The sequence below is a fragment of the Longirhabdus pacifica genome (assembly GCF_004115085.1).
Classification (GTDB): domain Bacteria; phylum Bacillota; class Bacilli; order Paenibacillales; family DSM-105158; genus Longirhabdus; species Longirhabdus pacifica.
This window is the reverse complement of the sequence record NZ_QXJP01000005.1, coordinates 143,198-161,756: the sequence shown is the minus strand read 5'-3', so window position 1 is coordinate 161,756 and position 18,559 is coordinate 143,198. Positions and strand designations below refer to the sequence as shown.

The 18,559-nt window shown below is 36.7% G+C and carries 17 protein-coding genes; 6 read left to right on the top strand and 11 right to left on the bottom strand.

Annotated features, from left to right (window positions below; genetic code table 11):
• The first annotated feature begins 100 nt into the window (after positions 1 to 100).
• Positions 101 to 811, top strand: coding sequence for an HAD family hydrolase (locus D1Z92_RS05800; RefSeq protein ID WP_164931471.1), 711 nt, complete (start codon positions 101 to 103; stop codon positions 809 to 811).
• A gap of 152 nt (positions 812 to 963) precedes the next feature.
• Here the strand turns inward: D1Z92_RS05800 and phoU are convergent, their stop codons facing one another.
• From phoU to D1Z92_RS05775, 5 genes are all read right to left on the bottom strand, one after another.
• On the bottom strand, positions 964 to 1,626 hold the full coding sequence (gene phoU, locus D1Z92_RS05795) for a phosphate signaling complex protein PhoU (RefSeq protein WP_128894714.1): 663 nt from the start codon (positions 1,624 to 1,626) through the stop codon (positions 964 to 966).
• Between the two features lie 37 nt (positions 1,627 to 1,663).
• Positions 1,664 to 2,416, bottom strand: coding sequence for a phosphate ABC transporter ATP-binding protein PstB (gene pstB, locus D1Z92_RS05790; protein WP_128894713.1), 753 nt, complete (start codon positions 2,414 to 2,416; stop codon positions 1,664 to 1,666).
• Between the two features lie 29 nt (positions 2,417 to 2,445).
• Complete coding sequence (gene pstA, locus D1Z92_RS05785; protein ID WP_128894712.1) at positions 2,446 to 3,360, bottom strand: phosphate ABC transporter permease PstA; 915 nt, start codon at positions 3,358 to 3,360, stop codon at positions 2,446 to 2,448.
• Entirely contained in the window at positions 3,360 to 4,286 is a 927-nt protein-coding gene (pstC, locus tag D1Z92_RS05780) for a phosphate ABC transporter permease subunit PstC (protein WP_128894711.1), read from the bottom strand. The genes pstA and pstC overlap by 1 nt, the downstream gene beginning before the upstream one ends.
• Before the next feature lie 117 nt (positions 4,287 to 4,403).
• Positions 4,404 to 5,426: a PstS family phosphate ABC transporter substrate-binding protein gene (locus D1Z92_RS05775; protein WP_128894710.1), complete on the bottom strand. Its 1,023-nt coding sequence runs from the start codon at positions 5,424 to 5,426 to the stop codon at positions 4,404 to 4,406.
• Between the two features lie 269 nt (positions 5,427 to 5,695).
• Here D1Z92_RS05775 and D1Z92_RS05770 point away from each other — a divergent pair, with 269 nt between their 5' ends.
• The 4 genes from D1Z92_RS05770 to cydS all read left to right on the top strand — a co-directional run bounded on the left by D1Z92_RS05770 (position 5,696) and on the right by cydS (position 10,332).
• A complete protein-coding gene (locus tag D1Z92_RS05770) occupies positions 5,696 to 7,480 on the top strand; it encodes a methyl-accepting chemotaxis protein (RefSeq protein WP_128894709.1) in 1,785 nt (594 codons plus the stop codon).
• 378 nt (positions 7,481 to 7,858) lie between these two features.
• Positions 7,859 to 9,187: a cytochrome ubiquinol oxidase subunit I gene (locus D1Z92_RS05765; protein WP_128894708.1), complete on the top strand. Its 1,329-nt coding sequence runs from the start codon at positions 7,859 to 7,861 to the stop codon at positions 9,185 to 9,187.
• Positions 9,188 to 9,201: 14 nt separating this feature from the next.
• Positions 9,202 to 10,218, top strand: a complete 1,017-nt coding sequence (locus D1Z92_RS05760) for a cytochrome d ubiquinol oxidase subunit II (protein WP_128894707.1) — start codon at positions 9,202 to 9,204, stop codon at positions 10,216 to 10,218.
• A 6-nt stretch (positions 10,219 to 10,224) separates the two neighbouring features.
• Entirely contained in the window at positions 10,225 to 10,332 is a 108-nt protein-coding gene (gene cydS / locus D1Z92_RS17805; protein WP_370741230.1) for a cytochrome bd oxidase small subunit CydS family protein, read from the top strand.
• Positions 10,333 to 10,436: 104 nt separating this feature from the next.
• Here cydS and D1Z92_RS05755 read toward each other — a convergent pair whose 3' ends face one another.
• Both D1Z92_RS05755 and pnpS read right to left on the bottom strand, forming a co-directional pair.
• Positions 10,437 to 11,153 (bottom strand): response regulator transcription factor, encoded by a 717-nt coding sequence (locus tag D1Z92_RS05755; RefSeq protein ID WP_128894781.1) that lies wholly within the window; start codon positions 11,151 to 11,153, stop codon positions 10,437 to 10,439.
• Between the two features lie 96 nt (positions 11,154 to 11,249).
• On the bottom strand, positions 11,250 to 13,067 hold the full coding sequence (gene pnpS, locus D1Z92_RS05750; RefSeq protein WP_128894706.1) for a two-component system histidine kinase PnpS: 1,818 nt from the start codon (positions 13,065 to 13,067) through the stop codon (positions 11,250 to 11,252).
• Positions 13,068 to 13,209: 142 nt separating this feature from the next.
• Here pnpS and D1Z92_RS05745 point away from each other — a divergent pair, with 142 nt between their 5' ends.
• On the top strand, positions 13,210 to 13,824 hold the full coding sequence (locus tag D1Z92_RS05745) for a metal-dependent hydrolase (protein ID WP_128894705.1): 615 nt from the start codon (positions 13,210 to 13,212) through the stop codon (positions 13,822 to 13,824).
• Positions 13,825 to 14,077: 253 nt separating this feature from the next.
• On the opposite strand, the gene D1Z92_RS05740 is transcribed toward D1Z92_RS05745, so the two are convergent.
• From D1Z92_RS05740 to icd, 4 genes are all read right to left on the bottom strand, one after another.
• Entirely contained in the window at positions 14,078 to 15,598 is a 1,521-nt protein-coding gene (locus tag D1Z92_RS05740) for a fumarate hydratase (protein ID WP_128894704.1), read from the bottom strand.
• Positions 15,599 to 15,693: 95 nt separating this feature from the next.
• On the bottom strand, positions 15,694 to 16,101 hold the full coding sequence (locus D1Z92_RS05735; protein ID WP_128894703.1) for a hypothetical protein: 408 nt from the start codon (positions 16,099 to 16,101) through the stop codon (positions 15,694 to 15,696).
• A 108-nt stretch (positions 16,102 to 16,209) separates the two neighbouring features.
• Positions 16,210 to 17,154, bottom strand: a complete 945-nt coding sequence (gene mdh / locus D1Z92_RS05730; protein WP_128894702.1) for a malate dehydrogenase — start codon at positions 17,152 to 17,154, stop codon at positions 16,210 to 16,212.
• 13 nt (positions 17,155 to 17,167) lie between these two features.
• On the bottom strand, positions 17,168 to 18,466 hold the full coding sequence (icd, locus tag D1Z92_RS05725; RefSeq protein WP_128894701.1) for an NADP-dependent isocitrate dehydrogenase: 1,299 nt from the start codon (positions 18,464 to 18,466) through the stop codon (positions 17,168 to 17,170).
• Between the last annotated feature and the right edge of the window lie 93 nt (positions 18,467 to 18,559).

Here is an 18,559-nt window from a genome sequence, read left to right as displayed (position 1 = left end):
GAACACTACATTCTAAAACATCATGTTCCTATATTTATACTTCACAACATGCTATGATCATCATACCATATTCTTGAATTCACAGGGAAATGGGGTATTTATGTTGTTTAGAGGAGAAAATAAAAAAGTCATTTTTTTCGACGTTAGTAACACGCTGGTCCATATGCATCGTTCATTTATGCAATGTGCTTCGACGGTGTATGAAGATTTTACGGGACGTCTTGACCAAGCTCCTTCTGCCGAAGGTTTTATACAGCAATTTCAATCCACATATAAAAAATCAAGACAAGAAAAAGGAAGAACGTTACCTATTGCAAAAGCAAGAATGGTTGCTTTTCAAAAAACGTTGCAACATAATCATTTACCGATTAATCCACCCCTTGTTCAGCAGATGCTTCGTCAAATTAAAAAACAATTACCAGAACATTATGTCCTATATGAAGATGTTGAACCAACATTGTTCGCACTATCCAACGATTATAAGCTAGGCATTATATCTAATCATGGTAAATTTGACGTGAGTAAAAGCAGATTAGCTCCTTACATATCTAGCTCACTAGTCTATACACCTGAAAATACGGGCTATCGAAAACCGAGTCGCAATATATTCCGTAATGCGCTGAAACAAAGTGGTTTTCATGCTAAGGAAGCTGTGATGGTCGGTGATTTATGGAAAACGGACATTTTAGGAGCAGTTCAATCTGGCATGCATGCAGTATGGCTACAAAGAAGAAAAAAAAGAAACAAAAAATTAAACACTACCTATAAAAAATCAGTTACGATCATTCATCAGTTAAACGACTTAGTGTAAGTATCTAATAAAAATAACAACAAATAGACCGCCTAGCTCTTCAAAACGAAAGAGTGAGGGCGATCTTATTTTGTTTATCTATTATATGATTCAAGCCTAATACGCATAATATAAATGCATTTATAACTAAAATGTAATGACACTACAATACATTAATCATTTAAATCCGCACGTATACCTTGAACAAGGTAGACGACACTTTCACCAATGTTCGTAGCATGGTCTGCCATTCTTTCTAAATAACGACTTACAAAGCATAACAGCAAGACTTGGTTCACTGTCTTTGGATTTTCCACCATAAATACGAATAGTTCACGCAAAATCTGGCTGTGTAGATGATCGACTTCGTCATCCATTTTAGCCATTTTATATGCCAAGTCTACATTTTCTTCCATGTAAGCTGTAATGCTTTCATTCGTCATTAACTGTACAATTTCTGCCATTCGAGGAATGTCTACGAGCGGTTTTACTAATTGATCGCCTTGAATGCGTATCGTTACTTTAGCAATATCTACAGCTAAATCTGCCATTCTTTCTAAATCATTTGCAATTTTAAATGCGATAAGAATTCGACGCAAGTCTTTCGCTACAGGTTGTTGCGTAGCAATAAGCATTGTTCCTATCTCATCTATTTGTCCTTCTAATTCATTAATTTCATGATCTGAATCCACTACTTTTTTCGCTAATGTAGGATCCATGTTTTTCAAGGAGAGAACAGAGTGTTGTATAGCTTGTTCTACTTTTTCCCCCATTAATATGATATGTTCACGCAATTCTTTTAACTGCGTATTAAATTGTATTCGATTTGCTGACATTGACTACTCCCCTTTTTTTGTTGAGCATTAAAGATCATTATCCAAATCGTCCACTGATGTAATCTTCTGTTTTTTGATCATTTGGATTAGAAAACAATGTTGCTGTATCATCCATTTCAATCACTTCACCATTTAAGAAGAATGCTGTCTCATCCGACACCCTTGCAGCTTGCTGCATATTATGTGTCACAATAACGATCGTATATCTCTGCTTCAAGTCTTGGATTAGCTCCTCAATTTTTAGTGTTGAGATTGGATCTAGTGCTGAAGTTGGCTCGTCCATAAGTAAAATTTCAGGATTTACCGCCAACGCGCGTGCTATACAAAGACGCTGTTGCTGACCTCCAGACAAACCATAGGCTGATTTTTTCAAATCATCTTTCACTTCATCCCATAACGCAGCATTTTTTAAGCTTGTTTCTACAATTTCGTCTAGTTGCTTACGGTTCGTAATACCATGAATTTTTGAACCGTACGCCACGTTTTCGTATATCGATTTAGGGAAAGGGTTTGGCTGCTGAAAAACCATGCCGATTTCTTTACGCAACAACTCTACATTCACGTCTTGCGCATAAATATTTTCCCCTTTAATATTTACGCTGCCTTCTATCCTAACTCCTTTAATCATATCATTCATTCGATTTAAGGTACGCAATAGAGTAGATTTACCACACCCAGATGGACCGATAAATGCAGTAATGGACTTTTCATTTATATTCATGTTGATATTTTTTAATGCATGAAATGTTCCGTAATATAAATGTAATTGATCAATATTCACGATTGTCATATGATGACCTCCTAAATCTTTGAAGCAAACTATTTTCTTTGATATTTATTTCGTAAAAAGATGGCCAGAGCATTCATTGCTAATAACATGAATAACAATACGATAATGCCCGCTCCCGCAACATGATGAAATTCTTCTTGTGGTTGTGAAGACCAAGTATAAATTTGAATCGGCATAGCAGTAAATTTACTTAACAAACCGTCCGGCAACCTAGCTATGAATGCTACTGCTCCAATCACGATAAGCGGTGCTGTTTCCCCAATAGCTCGAGATAGAGACAAAATGGAACCTGTCAATATACCTGCAAATGAAGAAGGCAAGACCACTTTCACGATGGTTTGCCAACGATTTGCACCGAGCGCATAAGATGCATGTCGTTGTGACACTGGAACTGCTCTAATCGCTTCTTGTGATGCAACAATGATAATCGGCAAAACAAGTAAGGTCATCGTTAGTGCACCAGCCAGTATACTTGGACCAAGATGCAACATCCGTACAAATAATGTTAATCCTAAAAGTCCATATACAATAGACGGAACTCCTGCTAAATTTGAAATATTAGTTTGGATGACACGACTAATCCAAGTATCTTTTGCGTATTCTTCCAAAAATAATGCTGTCGCAACACCGATAATAAAGGTGAGTGGTGCTGTAATACCAATCATCCATAACGTTCCGACCATTGCAGCTTTAATACCTGAATTTTCTGGTTTACGAGAAGAATAATTGTTGAAAAAGTCCCAGTTCAGCCAGCCTAATCCTTGTATTAATATTTGTCCTAACAATAAAAGCAAGGCTGCAATACCGAAAAGAGTGGAAATGAAAAAAACAGCATGGAAAAATTTATTTTTCCTTTTTCGTTTCATCATATGCTTTAATTGTTGTTTATCTGTTTTTTCATTGTTATTTATCGAAGTATTCGATACTGATGTCGAACCGTTCATTATTGATACTCCTCTCTAAACTTTCTAGAAATGATGCCCGCAATAATATTCATCACAAGTGTAATCACAAACAGCGTGATCCCAACGGAATAAATCGTTAAGTATGGGATGCTTCCATACGTCGTATCTCCTGAGCTAACAGAAACAATATAAGCTGTTAATGTTTGTACACTTTCAAGAGGATTAAATGACATATTAGGTAATGCACCGGCTGCTAATGAAACGATCATCGTCTCCCCAACTGCACGAGAAATTCCTAATACAAAAGAAGAAACAATACCCGATAATGAAGCAGGAACTACTATTTTCATCGCTACTTCCAGTTTTGTCGAACCAAGTGCATAACCTGCATCTCGGAGCGAACGTGGAACGGCCATCATCGCATCTTCACTTAGGGAAGAAATCATTGGAATAATCATAATACCAACGACAATACCTGCACTTAGGGCATTGAAAAGATCAGTCTCTGGAATCAACGTTTTGATCAATGGTGTCACAAAGGTTAATGCGAAGAATCCATAAACAATCGTTGGTATACCTGCTAAAATCTCTAAGATTGGCTTTACAATTTGTCTTACTTTTTGTGGTGCATATTCACTTAGATAAATAGCACTTCCAAGACCCAGTGGCAAAGCTACAGTAATTGCGATAGCAGTAATGAGAAACGTACCCACGATCAAAGGTAAAATACCAAATGATTGCTGATCACCAGCAAACAATGGAGTCCACTGCGTACCCGTTAAAAAGTCGAATAAAGGTACGACTTTGAAAAAATCGTAGGATTCTGTAATTAGGATCATCACGATTCCAACAGTCGTGATAACAGACAACCCTGCAAATAACGACAAAAAGATCGGCATCATTCGATCTGAGGATAAAAATGATTTTCGTTTTTTAAATGTAACTTTCGGTTTATTTTCCCGCATGTTATCAACAATGCCCCCCGATTAATTAATAAAATGACCATAATGAATGCTTGACAACCGCAATGCCCCACATGTATATGTGAGGCAGACGGTCACCAATAAAAATGTTATGTTGTTTTACTCCACATGTGTTAAGTTTTTATCATACTCTGCTTGTGGTAGTGCTACATAACCAACTTCTTCTGCTAACATTTGTCCTTTTTCACTCATGTAGTATTTAATAAATGCTTTTACTTCTTCTCTTTCAAGCACACTTTTCGTAGGGTATATATATATTGGTCGAGATAATGGTTGGTAAGATTGATCTTTAATTGTTTCAACTGTTGGTGCAATCGCTTCTGCATTCTCATCTACTTTTATAGAAATTGCAGCTAACTTATCTTGATTTTCTACATAGTAAGAGAATCCGAAGTAACCCATAGCGTAAGGGTCTCCACTTACACCATTTACGATAACATTGTCATCTTCTGATGGGTTGTAGTCGATTCTAGATTCATTCTTCGTTCCGTTAATTGCACCTGTGAAGTATTCAAATGTTCCAGATGCTGTTCCTGGACCATATAATTTAATTTCCTCTTCTGGCCATCCTTCACGCACTTCACTCCATTTTGTGATCGTGCTGTCTTTTTCCCAGATCATTTTCAATTCTGCCACTGTCATTTCTGTAGCAAAATCATTTTCTTTATTAATTACAACTGTAATCCCGTCATATGCAACTGGCATTTCAATTGCTTCTTCACCTTTTTCTTGCAATTGCTCATACTCTTTATCTTTCATTTGTCTAGATGCATCAGCAATATCAATTTCGCCTTCGATCAATTTCGCGATACCGTTAGAAGAACCTGAAACGTTTACTGTAACGTCTACATCACCATGTTCAGCCATGAATTCTTCTGCAACTGCAACGGAGATTGGATATACTGTAGAAGAACCGTCTAAAGCAATTTCACCGGATATTTCCATCATTTCTTCTTTCATTTCTTCTTCGCTTTCTTCATTAGAACCGTTGCTTTCTTCTACTTGATTGTTTGCATCTTCATTTTCATTTGTTTCTTCTGCATCCCCACATGCAGCTAGCGCGAAAGTAAGTACTAACGCTAGTAATAAAAATGACCCCTTACGTAAAAATCCTTGAAACACATTAACCACTCCTTCGATAATTTCGAATTCTGTTTACTACGTTTCTAATCTTACGGATCATTTGTTTTCTAAATTTAAATCATTTGTAAACTCTAAGTAAAATATATTTGCTATTTTGCTAGATTCTATATTTAAAATGTGCACATCTTCGCCCAACATGTTGGTATTCATGCTTTCGTTATCAAATTACATGGAGTTAATAAATCTATCAAATATACTTAATACTCCTTCTATATAATCATAAGTAGTTTACAAGAAGGAGCGATACCATGCTGATGAAAATGATGACGCTATTAAAGATATTAAGAATACTTAAGCTAATCAAGCTACTAAAAAAAATGTCGTCTTTGAAAAATGTTTCTATGAAAGGGAAACTGATCCTTAGTTTTGCTTTCATTATGATCGTTATATCCGTTAGTGCTTTTTATCAATTTAAGCAAATAACAAATATTAAAGATCAACTTGCACAACAAAATACGCATATGAATAATAGTTTCTCCGCTATGAACTTAAAAAATGTTGTACTGGAGATGGAGATATTAAGTGAGCAACTTGTCATTACAAAAAGTGATGAATCTAAAGCTGCATATGATGCGTTATCGGAACAATTTTTAAACTATGTCCAAGTGATGAACGATTTAGCAACAACAAAAGAGGAAAGAAACTGGAGAGCGATGCTAAAAACGGTTTCCACAGAATATACTAATAATTATGATCAGGCTTTAGCTTTATTGGAACTAGATACACTGAACGAGGAGCAATTAACGAGCAAACTCATCCAAAAACATGATTTATCACAAGCGCACAAAACACGTATTTTTGAATTAGTAGATAACTTTAATACGTCATTTGAACAAAAATGGAAAGAGTCCGAATCTACTTCATTAGAAATGTTAGATCAAACGTATCGTGTATTTCTTATTTTGTTATCTGTTGTACTTGTCATTACGTTAGTGATTTCTTTCTTTGTCATTCGTTATTTATCTACTGGAATTGGGCAATTGCAAAAAGCAATGAAGCAAATGGCAGATGGTAATTTAAGTGTAAAGATTAAACATACTTCTAATGATGAATTAGGTAAACTAAGTCGCTACTTTAACTATATGTTAGACCAATTTGGAGCAATGATTTTACATACTCGGGAAGTGGCTGCTAATTTACAACAATATGCTGAGCATTTTCATTCTGTATCCAAAACAAATGCAGCACACAATAACGAAATGGTATACGCCATTCATGAAATAACAAATGGAGCAGAAGAACAAATGAAGTATATGGAACAAAGTACGACCTATATTCACGCATTAGATGAACAGATGGAGCATATTGCAGCATCCTCAGATAAAATGAAATCTGAAAGTGATTCATCATTAGAAAAAACAACATTAGGGATGCAGTCCATGCAACAATTACAACACATATCTGTACAATCAGAAAACCAACTTCAACAAATGTCCGCATCGATGCAGCAACTTATTGCACAAACAAATGAGATTTATAGTATGACCAGCAAAGTAAATGATATTGCAAGTCAAACGAACATACTATCTATTAATGCTTCTATCATTGCTGCCCAAGCGAAGAAAGAAGGAAAGCAATTCAGTGTTATATCCGATGAAATTAGAACATTAGCACATGAATCAAAACAAACGTCAGATGATATTGTGCAAACATTAGAACAACTTCAGGAAAAAATTAATGATGTAGAACGCAACATGCATAAAACAAAAGAAGATATTTTAGTGCAAAATGAGGCGTTGCAAGATACATCCTCTCATTTTCAATCCATAAAATCAGTAACGGAACATGTCAGTGAACATATGAAAGTTATTCTAAAAGAAACAAATGAAGCAAAAGCAAGAAAAAATCAAGTCGTCTCCTCTATAGATGAAATCAGCGCTATCGCACAACATACAACAGGAAGAGTGCAACAAATGAACAGTACATCCATAGAGCAAAACAAAAGAATGCAGGAAGCTGCTGTACAAACAGACAAAATGCGAGAGATGTCTAATCAATTACTTTCACTTGTCCAACATTTCAGAATGGAATAAGTGGATAAAATTGGATGGTGTTGTTCAAATGTTATTCAAAAAATATGTGAAAAAAGTCACAATGATGTAGTATAATAAATTCTACATTAAGCTGAATATGTGACATAAATGATGGTTTGTAATGTATAAATTGATAAAAGTAGGTGACAACCGTGGAATCGAACAAAAATCGATCTGAAAAACAAGAGAAAAAGTTAATTATTTTGTGTCTCGTCGTTGCAGGTATTATGCTTTTTGCATTACTGGGACGAATTTTCGGTTCATAAAAAAGATGGATTTTTTTACCCCTTCGTGGTGCTGAGCAATATTACAAACTTCATTCATGTGACAAAATTCACATAGGTGATCATACATTTTCTTTTTTTAGGAGTGAACATCATGTATTTATATGATCCTGTCATTTTTAGCCGGATATTGACTTCTTTTACGCTTATTTTTCATATTATTTTTGCGACGATAGGTGTGGGAGTCCCTATCATGATTGCATTAGCAGAATGGATTGGAATTAAACGAAATGATCCGCATTATTTATTACTTGCTAGACGATGGGCTAGAGGCTTTGTTATTACCGTCGCAGTCGGTGTCGTTACAGGAACTTGTATTGGTTTACAATTAAGTTTACTGTGGCCACAATTTATGAAAGTTGCTGGGCAAGCGATTGCGCTGCCTTTATTTATGGAAACTTTTGCGTTTTTTGTTGAAGCTATTTTTCTAGGTATTTACTTATATACGTGGGACCGTTTTAAAAACAGAATGGTTCACTTTTTGCTACTTATCCCTGTTGCTATTGGAGCTTCTGCTTCCGCATTTTTCATTACAACAGTGAATGCTTTCATGAATGCACCGCAAGGTTTCGATATTGTCGATGGACAATTAATTAACATCCAACCCATTGTAGCGATGTTTAACCCTGCGATGCCAACTAAGGTAAGCCATGTATTACTTTCTTCTTACATGACTTCCGCATTTATATTAGCTGCCATTGCAGCCGTTTCATTATTGAAAAAAAGAAAGCATGTTTATCATAAAAAAGCGTTGAAACTGACGATGATTGCAGCACTTGTTTTCTCCGTTGGGACAGCAGTTGTAGGTGATTTCTCCGGGAAATATTTAGCAGAATATCAGCCAGAAAAATTAGCTGCTGCAGAATGGCACTTTGAAACAACAGATAAAGCGCCGCTGATCTTCGGTGGTATTTTGACGGAAGATAATGAAGTAAAGTATGGGCTTGAAATACCTTATGCGTTAAGTATTTTATCAGGTAATAGTATAAACACCGTCGTAAAAGGGCTTGACGATTTTGATCCAGAGTTAGTACCACCATTATGGATACATTACTTATTCGATCTGATGGTGCTCATTGGGATGACATTGACTACCCTCGCACTTATTTATGTATTATGTTTAGTCATAAAAAAATGGAATCCTCATCACCCTCTTTTACTGAGATGTATTGTCATTGCTGGACCTTTAGCAATGATCGCGATTGAAGTAGGTTGGATTTTTGCCGAAGTAGGAAGACAACCTTGGATACTAAATGGCATTATGAAAACAGCCGAAGGTGCAACGACATCTAAAAATGTAGATACGATGCTATATCTCTTCTCTGCATTGTACCTTGTATTAGGTATTACGTGTGTACGTGTATTACGTAAAGTCTTCCGTAATTATCCTGCTGAAGAAGAAATTAAACAAAACGGTATGTAAGGGAGAGCTAGAAGATGAGTTATGAAATTATAGGTATAACCGTACTTTGGATTTTCCTATATGGTTATATGATTGTTGCTTCCATCGACTTCGGTGCTGGATTCTTTAGTTTTTATAGTGAATTAAAAGGGGAAAAGCATCAAATACATCCCTTGATCGAACGTTATTTATCGCCCGTTTGGGAAGTTACAAATGTATTTTTTGTTTTTTTCTTTGTTGGTATAATTGGTTTTTTTCCAGATACGGCGTATTACTACGGAACAGGATTGCTCGTTCCAGGAAGTATTGCCCTCATTTTATTAGCAATACGTGGTTCATACTATGCATTCAGCACGTACGGATCGAAAAACAATAAATTTTATTTGTTTCTATACGGGGCAACGGGATTATTAATTCCCGCTTCCCTCTCCACTGTTTTAACGATTTCTGAAGGTGGATTTATTGTGGAGAATGATGGACAAATACAATTTTTATATAAAGAACTGTTTACTAGTCCTTATTCTTGGTCTGTCGTATTACTTGCAATCGTTAGTGTGCTTTACATTTCAGCGATGTTTTTAACGTTTTACGCACAGAAGGCGAATGATAATCCAGCATATATGATCGTTCGTAGGTATGCTTTAGGGTGGAGTTTACCGACCATCATTGCAAGTTTATTTGTATTTTTCGCTATCAATCAGCATAACCCTGAACACTTTGAAAATATGGTAGATATATCTTGGGTGTTTGTTCTTTCTTTCTTATGCTTTATTATTGCTGTTTATTTTACATGGACGAAGCAAAGAGGTGGGCTAGCATTTATATTTGTCATGTTGCAGTTTGCATTTGCCTTTTTCGGTTATGGTGCATCCCATCTTCCTTATTTATTGTATCCTTATTTAACGATTTATGATCACTTTACTAATGATACGATGGCCATTACACTTATTATTGTCTTTATCCTTGGTTTGTTTATTTTAATCCCATCACTTTATTTATTAGTAAGATTATTTTTATTTGATACGGAATACGTAAAAGGAAAAAAGGAGTGATTGACAATGAATAGTTTTATGATATTTGTAGCTCCTCTTTTAATGGTTGCAGGCGCACTCACACTATTATTTTGGCTAGGAGCAAAAGGAATTTTTGATGTCAAAGATAAGTAGATGTTCAACCTAAATAAATATCAAAGTTGAATACCATTACAAAAGCGGACAGCTACTCTTATGGAGTAGCTGTCCGCTTCTTTTATACTTTTAAAATCATTTTATTATTTTAATGACATGTCTTTTACTACTAATTTATACCCTACTCCACGGATGGAATCGATTTGTACCGTTTCTTGGTTCATTTCTAATTTCTTTCTCAGTGAGCTAACATGAACGTCTACCGTACGTTGACCACCAATGTAATCAAATCCCCATACGACGTTCATCAAATCATCTCTTGTAATAACGACACCTTGTCGTTGTACTAAGTACAGTAGCACTTCAAACTCTTTGGGTCGCAAACTAATTTGTTCGTTATTTAACAGTACTTCATACTTTTCTGGAAATATTTTCAATTCGCCTATTTCTATCACTTTATGATCAGCATGCTGATGATCTTCTATAAGATCCGATTTTGTTCTTCGAAGAACAGCACTTACCCGTGCAAGTAATTCTGCCACACCAAACGGTTTTGTTATATAATCATCTGCTCCATGGTGTAAGCCTTGTACCACTTCTTCTTCTGTATTCCGAGCCGTTAACATAATGACAGGTGTTTTGTTTCCTTTTTGTCTGAGCTTTCCTAATATTTCCAGACCGTTTAGATTGGGCAACATAATATCCAGTATGATGAGATCAAAGCTACCTTTTGCCGCTGTTTCTAAACCCACTGCCCCATCGTCCACGAGCAGCGTATCAAATCCCTCTTGCTCTAAGTTGTATTGAAGCAGCCTAGAAAGTGTTGGTTCATCTTCTATTACAAGAATTTTGGGCACCATCATACCCCCTCCCATTATGCAAAGTCACACAAATTTCGACAATCTTATTCCGTTAGTTTCATCCACATTATTTGTAAAAACAATCTCTATACTATATTAATCCAATGTTAACCCTTCTTGCAACACTGGTAATTCAATGATAAAAGTAGAACCAATCCCTACCTTACTTTCTACGGAGATAGTACCGTGGTGTAATTCTATTAAATGCTTAACAATAGATAACCCGAGACCTGTTCCACCGGAACTCCTTGATCTAGCCTTGTCCACTCGATAAAATCGTTCAAAAATTCTCGGCAGATCTTTTTTCGGAATACCAATTCCGGTATCCTGTATTTTTATTTCAATAGCATCTTCTTCACTTTTTGTGTTCTTTTGAATGAATGTCACACTAACATGAACAGAACCTTCTTCCAACGTATAGTTAATCGCATTGGATAAAACATTCAGCACAATTTGTTGTAGTCGATCTTCATCCGCTTCGACATAGATTTCTTCATCTACATTCATCGTTAAGCTTATTTTTTCTTCTTCGGCCTGTGATTGCATCATATTAAACATTTTTTCCATGAACGTCGTCATATGGATAGGTGAAAATTGTAATACAACCCGTTTCGATTCCACTTTAGATAACTGTAAAATATCTGCAATTAACCGATCTAATCTTGCACTTTCATCATAAATGATTTTCAAGAAAGAATCTAGCGTTTCTTTATTTTCCGCTGCTCCAGCCATTAACGTTTCTGCAAATCCTTTTACGGCAGTAATAGGTGTTTTTAATTCGTGAGAGACGTTGGCAACAAACTCACTCCGCATGTTTTCCAGTCGTCTTATTTCGGAAATGTCATGCAGCACGATAACAATACCCGTTCTCTTACTATCTTTCTCCAATGGAGCAAGACTCACTTCCAATACGCGCTCAGAAGGATAATATATGACAATTTCACTTCGGATGGATTCCTTGGTGAACATGCATTTCTCAATCATCTCTTGTAATTCGATAGGTTGGTTTGCTTGTTCCACCGGTTTGCCTAACACATTGTCTGCCTCGTAGCCAATAATTTCTTCAGCAGCACGATTGATGAGCGCCACTTTTCCATGATGGTCAATCATCACGACTCCACTCACCATATTTTCCAATACACTCGTTAACCTTGTTTCATTTTCTTTTATCTTTTTCATTTGTTGTTGTAAACTAGAAGCCATCGTATTGATAGCATTTCCTAATTTTCCAATTTCATCTCTAGAGTAAATGGGCACTCTTTCGGTGTAGTTCATATCACTAATTTGCGCAGCAACACCCATAATTTTCTCCAGCGGTTTTGTCAGTTTCTGTGCAATACGATAACTTACAACACCAGCAATGATGAACAAAATCAGTAGCCCAACAATAAGGTATTCCCACATCGTCTGAATTTGAAAGTCTACCGCATTTAAACTAACAGCAGAACGAACAAAACCTAACAGCTCCCCTTCTATTATCACAGGAACGGCTGCATACAACATATTTTGCTCCAATGTAGTACTGTAACGAGTAGAAAAAGCAGCTTGAAGTGTTGTCTTTGCTTCCTCAATCTCTTCTCTATCCAGATGATTATTCATATTCTCCGCAACATCATCCGAATCACCAAGTACGGTTCCATCTAGTGCAATAAATGTAATACGGTGATCGAGGTACTGTTTCATTTCAGCCGCTTGTGCTTCAAAATATGCTATATTGGATTCGTTTGCCTTCGTTATTTCATCTTCCCATTCTATCGATGACATAATAATACGAATACCACGTTCCATATTTTCTTTTAAGGAATCTAAGTAAGATTGTTTTAGTTGTCCTGCTGTAAAAACTCCCGCAACAAGTACCGATGCACCTATTAACAATACAAATATTAACGTAAGTTTTACTCGGAAACGATTCATTTTGCAACTCCATTCTTTATGTTTATACACTGCTATGTTCTATTATCGTATCATAAGTTGGCTATTCATCTGTTAACGCAATGTAAAAAATGACGATACCAAACGTACGTGCTATAATAATAGTGAAGGAGTGAAAGAAGATATGAATCATAAGGTTCATCACATCGTAGGCTTGGTCGCAGTTCAGGGAACTCTTCTTCACTTTGACCAACCCGTTATGTCTAATGAAACGGTCATTGCCATTATGGGGGGCTATTATTTGTCTATGGCACCGGATTTAGATGATGACGATTCATTTTTAGCTCGTCATCAACCATTTCGAATGGTAGCAAAAATTTTGGGGAAGTTATCTTTTATTAAACATAGAGGATTTACACATTCCTTACTTGCTCTTATTTTGCTTTACTTATTTTTCACTAAAATTATACCTGTATCGGATGTAGTCCTTTATAGTTTTATGATCGCATTTGCTTCTCATCTATTATTGGATATGTTTAATTCTGACGGTATTTTACTTCTATATCCGTTCAAATTCCGTATGAAGTTATTACCTTCTATGTTTGCTATTAAAAGTGATAAATCTTTTGCACAGGATTTCATCTATGTTATTTTTTCTGGAATTTTTTATTTTGTTGCATTCCACTATCTCGTACATATACTACAACCTATTCCATGGTTTGGATCTTATTTATATGATTTTTGGTTTAATATTGTTATTCCCTATTTACCCAAGATAATGAGAGAGTTTATTTTATAAAATGTATAAAAAGAGCTATGCTAGATAAGTTGGAGAAACAAGTTCAACCAACTTATTACCGCTATACATAAGACGGAGAAATCTCTATATCACAACCTTTACGCCTAACTACTGAGGCGTAAAGGTTGTATTTCATTATTTCTTCATCTTATACAGTTGACCGAAAATGCTAGATTCATACTCTAGCTTTTAGGATGCAGTAAGGACTAGCACAGCTCTTTTTTGTATGATGATTGCAGTTATTATGATTACATTAAAAAACTTTATCTTTAAAAGCAGATAGTTTCTCTAACGAACTTTGATCTACATCCGCATGTAAACTATTTCCATGTGCATCCATCGTTACGATCGCAGCGAACTGTTCCACTTCAAAATGCCACATCGCCTCTGGAATACCAAATTCCATAAAATCAACACCTGTTACTTTCTTGATGGACTTAGCATAATACTGGGCTGCTCCACCAATCGCGTTCAGATACACACCGCCGTGTTCTTGTAATGCTTGCAGCGTTTTGCTACCCATTCCACCTTTACCTATTACAGCGCGAATACCGAACTTCTTCATAATGTCACCTTGATAAGGTTCTTCACGAATACTCGTCGTTGGACCTGCTGCTTTTACTTCCCACTCCTCACCATCTTTGAGCATCACCGGACCGCAGTGATACAGTGCAGCACCGTTTAAATCTACTGGTGCATCATGGTCTACTAAGTGTTTATGAATAGCGTCTCTGCCTGTATACATTGGGCCGTTAATAATGACAACGTCGCCTACTTTTAATTGTCTTACTTGCTCTTCCGTAATCGGTGTGTGAAGGACGACTTCTTTTTGTTCTTCTTTCCCTTCTACTGGTTCTTCTTTCATCTGAACCGTATCACCTTTTTCATACAACCATTTCGTAATGGCTCCGTTGTCTGGATTAATCCATACACCTTGTCTACGAAATGCCCAACAATTATAGGCTACAGAAACGAAAAAACTTGCTGGCAATCGATGCATACTCCCGATTTTACATCCTAATAAAGTGACTTCACCACCAAAGCCCATCGTGCCAATACCGAGCTGGTTGGCTTTTTCCATGATATAGTCTTCTAATTGACGTAATTCAGAATGTGGATTGGTATCCTCTACTTTACGGAATAACTGTTGCTTTGCCAAATCATAGCCTGTAGTTCTGTCTCCACCAATGCCGACACCGATAAAACCAGCACCGCAGCCTTGTCCTTGCGCTTGGTACACTGCGTGCAGAATACATTTTCTAATCCCATCTAAATCACGACCTGCTTTACCTAAACCTTCTAATTCCGCTGGCAAACTGTATTGAATATTTTTATTCTCACAGCCGCCACCTTTTAAAATAAGCTTCATTTCTATCTGATCTTGATCCCATTGTTCGAAATGAATCACAGGTGTTCCTAATCCTAAATTATCTCCAGAATTTTCACCTGTAATCGAATCAACAGAATTGGGGCGTAGCTTCCCATCTTTTGTTGCTTGTACAATCGCATGTTGTATTTGCTTTTTCATTTCCAACTGATTTGCGCCAACAGGCGTATGAATGATAAACGTGGGCATGCCTGTATCTTGACATATTGGAGACACGTTACTTTCCGCCATCGTAATATTTTCCGCTATCCTCGACATGGCTAGTGTGGCACGCGTACCTTTGTTTTCATTCTCTTGTCCAGTTTGTATTGCTTGTCTTACATCTGCTGGAAGCACTGTTGATGTTTCCACTATCAGATCATATGCACTTTGAAAAAATTGCTTCATAATCAATCCCCCTCAGTACAAACCACGCTATCAAAGGTTTTATCGTTTATCTATATAAGATGAAGAAATAATAAGCTACAAGTTTACACCTCTTATTACAACCATTCTGGGTGATACATAATGACAACAATGGCAATGACAGTCAGGGCATTCACAACACTGAAAATAAGTACTTTTTTCGCTAATGCTGGATTCCCTTCTCCTTTTTTAAATGCTTTCAGTGGCTTTGTCATCATACCAGACATCGCAAACATGACTAACAATAACAGGATAGCCAAGATCATCCATAGCAGAGTGTAATCAAACTTACTTACCATATATCCACCTGTAAGAAAGCCTACTACTAACAAATATTGTCCAATACGATTGATTAACACCATCGTAGAAGCAAATCGGGTACCTCGCTGTGAAATCGTAACGAGAACAACAGGGAAAATCGTATAAATCAACAGTACTAATCCCACAATGATATGTGTATTTCTAACTAACTCATATGAATTCAACTTTTATTCCTCCTTAACACCATGTATTCAGATGCTTTACGCTTGTTAAGGGAGCACCCTATTACGAGTACTCCCTTTTGTAAAACTCTTATTTAGATTCTACTATATCTAAATATTTTCTACCACTTTAATCACTTTGCTAACAGATGCAGCGGAAGTATCTAAAGCTGCCTTTTCATCATCTGTCAAACTTACTTCGATAATTCTCTCAATACCGCTACCACCAATGACAGTCGGAACACCTATAAATAAGTCTTTATATCCGTACTCACCTTCCAGTAGGGCAATGGATGGAAGCACTCTCTTTTTATCTTTTAAAATTGCTTCTGTCATTTGTACTAAGGATGCTGCTGGAGCGTAATAGGCACTTGCGTTACCCATTAAGCTGACAATTTCACCGCCACCAGTACGTGTACGTTGTACAATCGCATCTAGTTTATCTTTGGCAATCAATGTATCTACCGGTATACCAGCTACGTTAGTATAACGAACGAGTGGAACCATATCGTCACCGTGACCACCTAGTACAAATCCGTGCACATCTTCCACAGAAACATTTAACTCTTGAGAAATAAAGGTAAAGTATCTAGCTGTATCTAATACGCCAGATTGACCAATTACACGCTCTTTAGGGAAACCTAGCGTTTTGTAAGCAACGTATGTCATCGCATCCACTGGATTACTTAAAATGATAACAAACGCATTCGGGCATTTTTCTTTAATGTTTTCACATACGGATTTCATAATGCCAGCATTCGTATTAACTAGATCATCACGACTCATGCCTGGCTTACGAGCAATACCTGCTGTAATGACAACCACATCAGAATCTGCTGCATCTTCATAATTAGCAGAACCGATAATGTTGCTGTCAAAGCCTTGTACGGGGCTACTTTCTAGCATGTCTAATGCTTTCCCTTTTGTCGGATTTTCCATTTGCGGAATGTCAATAAGTACAACATCCCCTAATTCTTTTTGCGCTAACATTAAAGCAGTAGTAGAACCAGTTAATCCTGCACCAACAACCGTTACTTTTTTACGTTGAATCCCCATGATCTTCTTCCCCCTACTTCATATTTTTTATAATTAGTTCCCCAAACTCTGAACACTTCACTTTATTAGCACCTTCCATTAAACGTGCAAAGTCATATGTTACGTTTTTTTGAGAAATGGAAGTTCCCATACCTTTATATATTAAATCTGCTGCTTCGTTCCAACCAAGATGTTCTAACATCAATACACCAGATAAAATAACAGAACCAGGGTTTACAACGTCCAATCCTGCATATTTTGGTGCTGTACCATGAGTTGCTTCAAAAATAGCATGACCTGTGCTGTAGTTGATGTTCGCTCCTGGAGCGATACCAATACCACCCACTTGTGCAGCTAATGCATCAGATAAGTAATCTCCATTCAAATTCAACGTTGCGATAACATCAAAATCTTTCGGTCTTGTCAATACTTGTTGCAATGCGATGTCAGCAATCGCATCTTTAATGATAATTTTTCCTTCTGCAATCGCTTGTTCTTGCGCAGCATTTGCAGCATCCACACCTTCTGTTTCTTTAATGCGGTCATATTGTCCCCATGTAAACGTTTGGTCAGCGTAGTCTCTTTCAGCTAACTCATAACCCCAGTTTTTAAAGGCACCTTCTGTAAATTTCATAATGTTACCTTTATGTACTAGTGTGACGCTTTTACGATTGTGTTTAATTGCGTACTCAATAGCAGAGCGTACTAAGCGACCTGTACCTTCGGAAGAAACGGGCTTAATACCAATACCTGAAGTATCTGGGAAACGAATGTTTTGTACAGATAATTCTGTTTGTAAAAACTCTATTAACTTTTTCGCTTCTGGCGAACCAGATTGATATTCAATACCAGCATAAATATCCTCTGTATTTTCACGGAAAATAACCATGTCCACAAGTTCTGGATGTTTAACTGGCGATGGTACACCGTCAAAATAACGAACAGGACGCACACAACTATATAAATCTAATTCTTGTCGCAAAGCAACGTTAAGGGAGCGAATCCCTCCACCAATTGGTGTCGTTAATGGCCCTTTAATTGCAACCAAGTACTCTCTTACAGCTTCAATTGTATCTTCTGGCAACCAAGCGTTATAGCGATTAAATGCTTTTTCTCCAGCATAAATTTCATACCATGCAATTTTCTTTTCTCCGTTATATGCCTTCTCGACAGCAGCATCTAGCACGCTTTGTGCAGCTTTCCATATGTCAGGACCTGTTCCATCTCCTTCAATAAATGGCACAATAGGATGATTAGGAACATTTAACTTCCCATTTTGAATCGTAATTTTTTCACCTTCGGTAGGTTGTTCATAAAATTTAAATTGAGTCACGTTTATTTCCTCCTTAGTCTGCTCACAAATACAACGGGAGTCATAGTAATGCCCCCGTTTCCACCATTTCTACTCACTGAAGATTTGTACAGA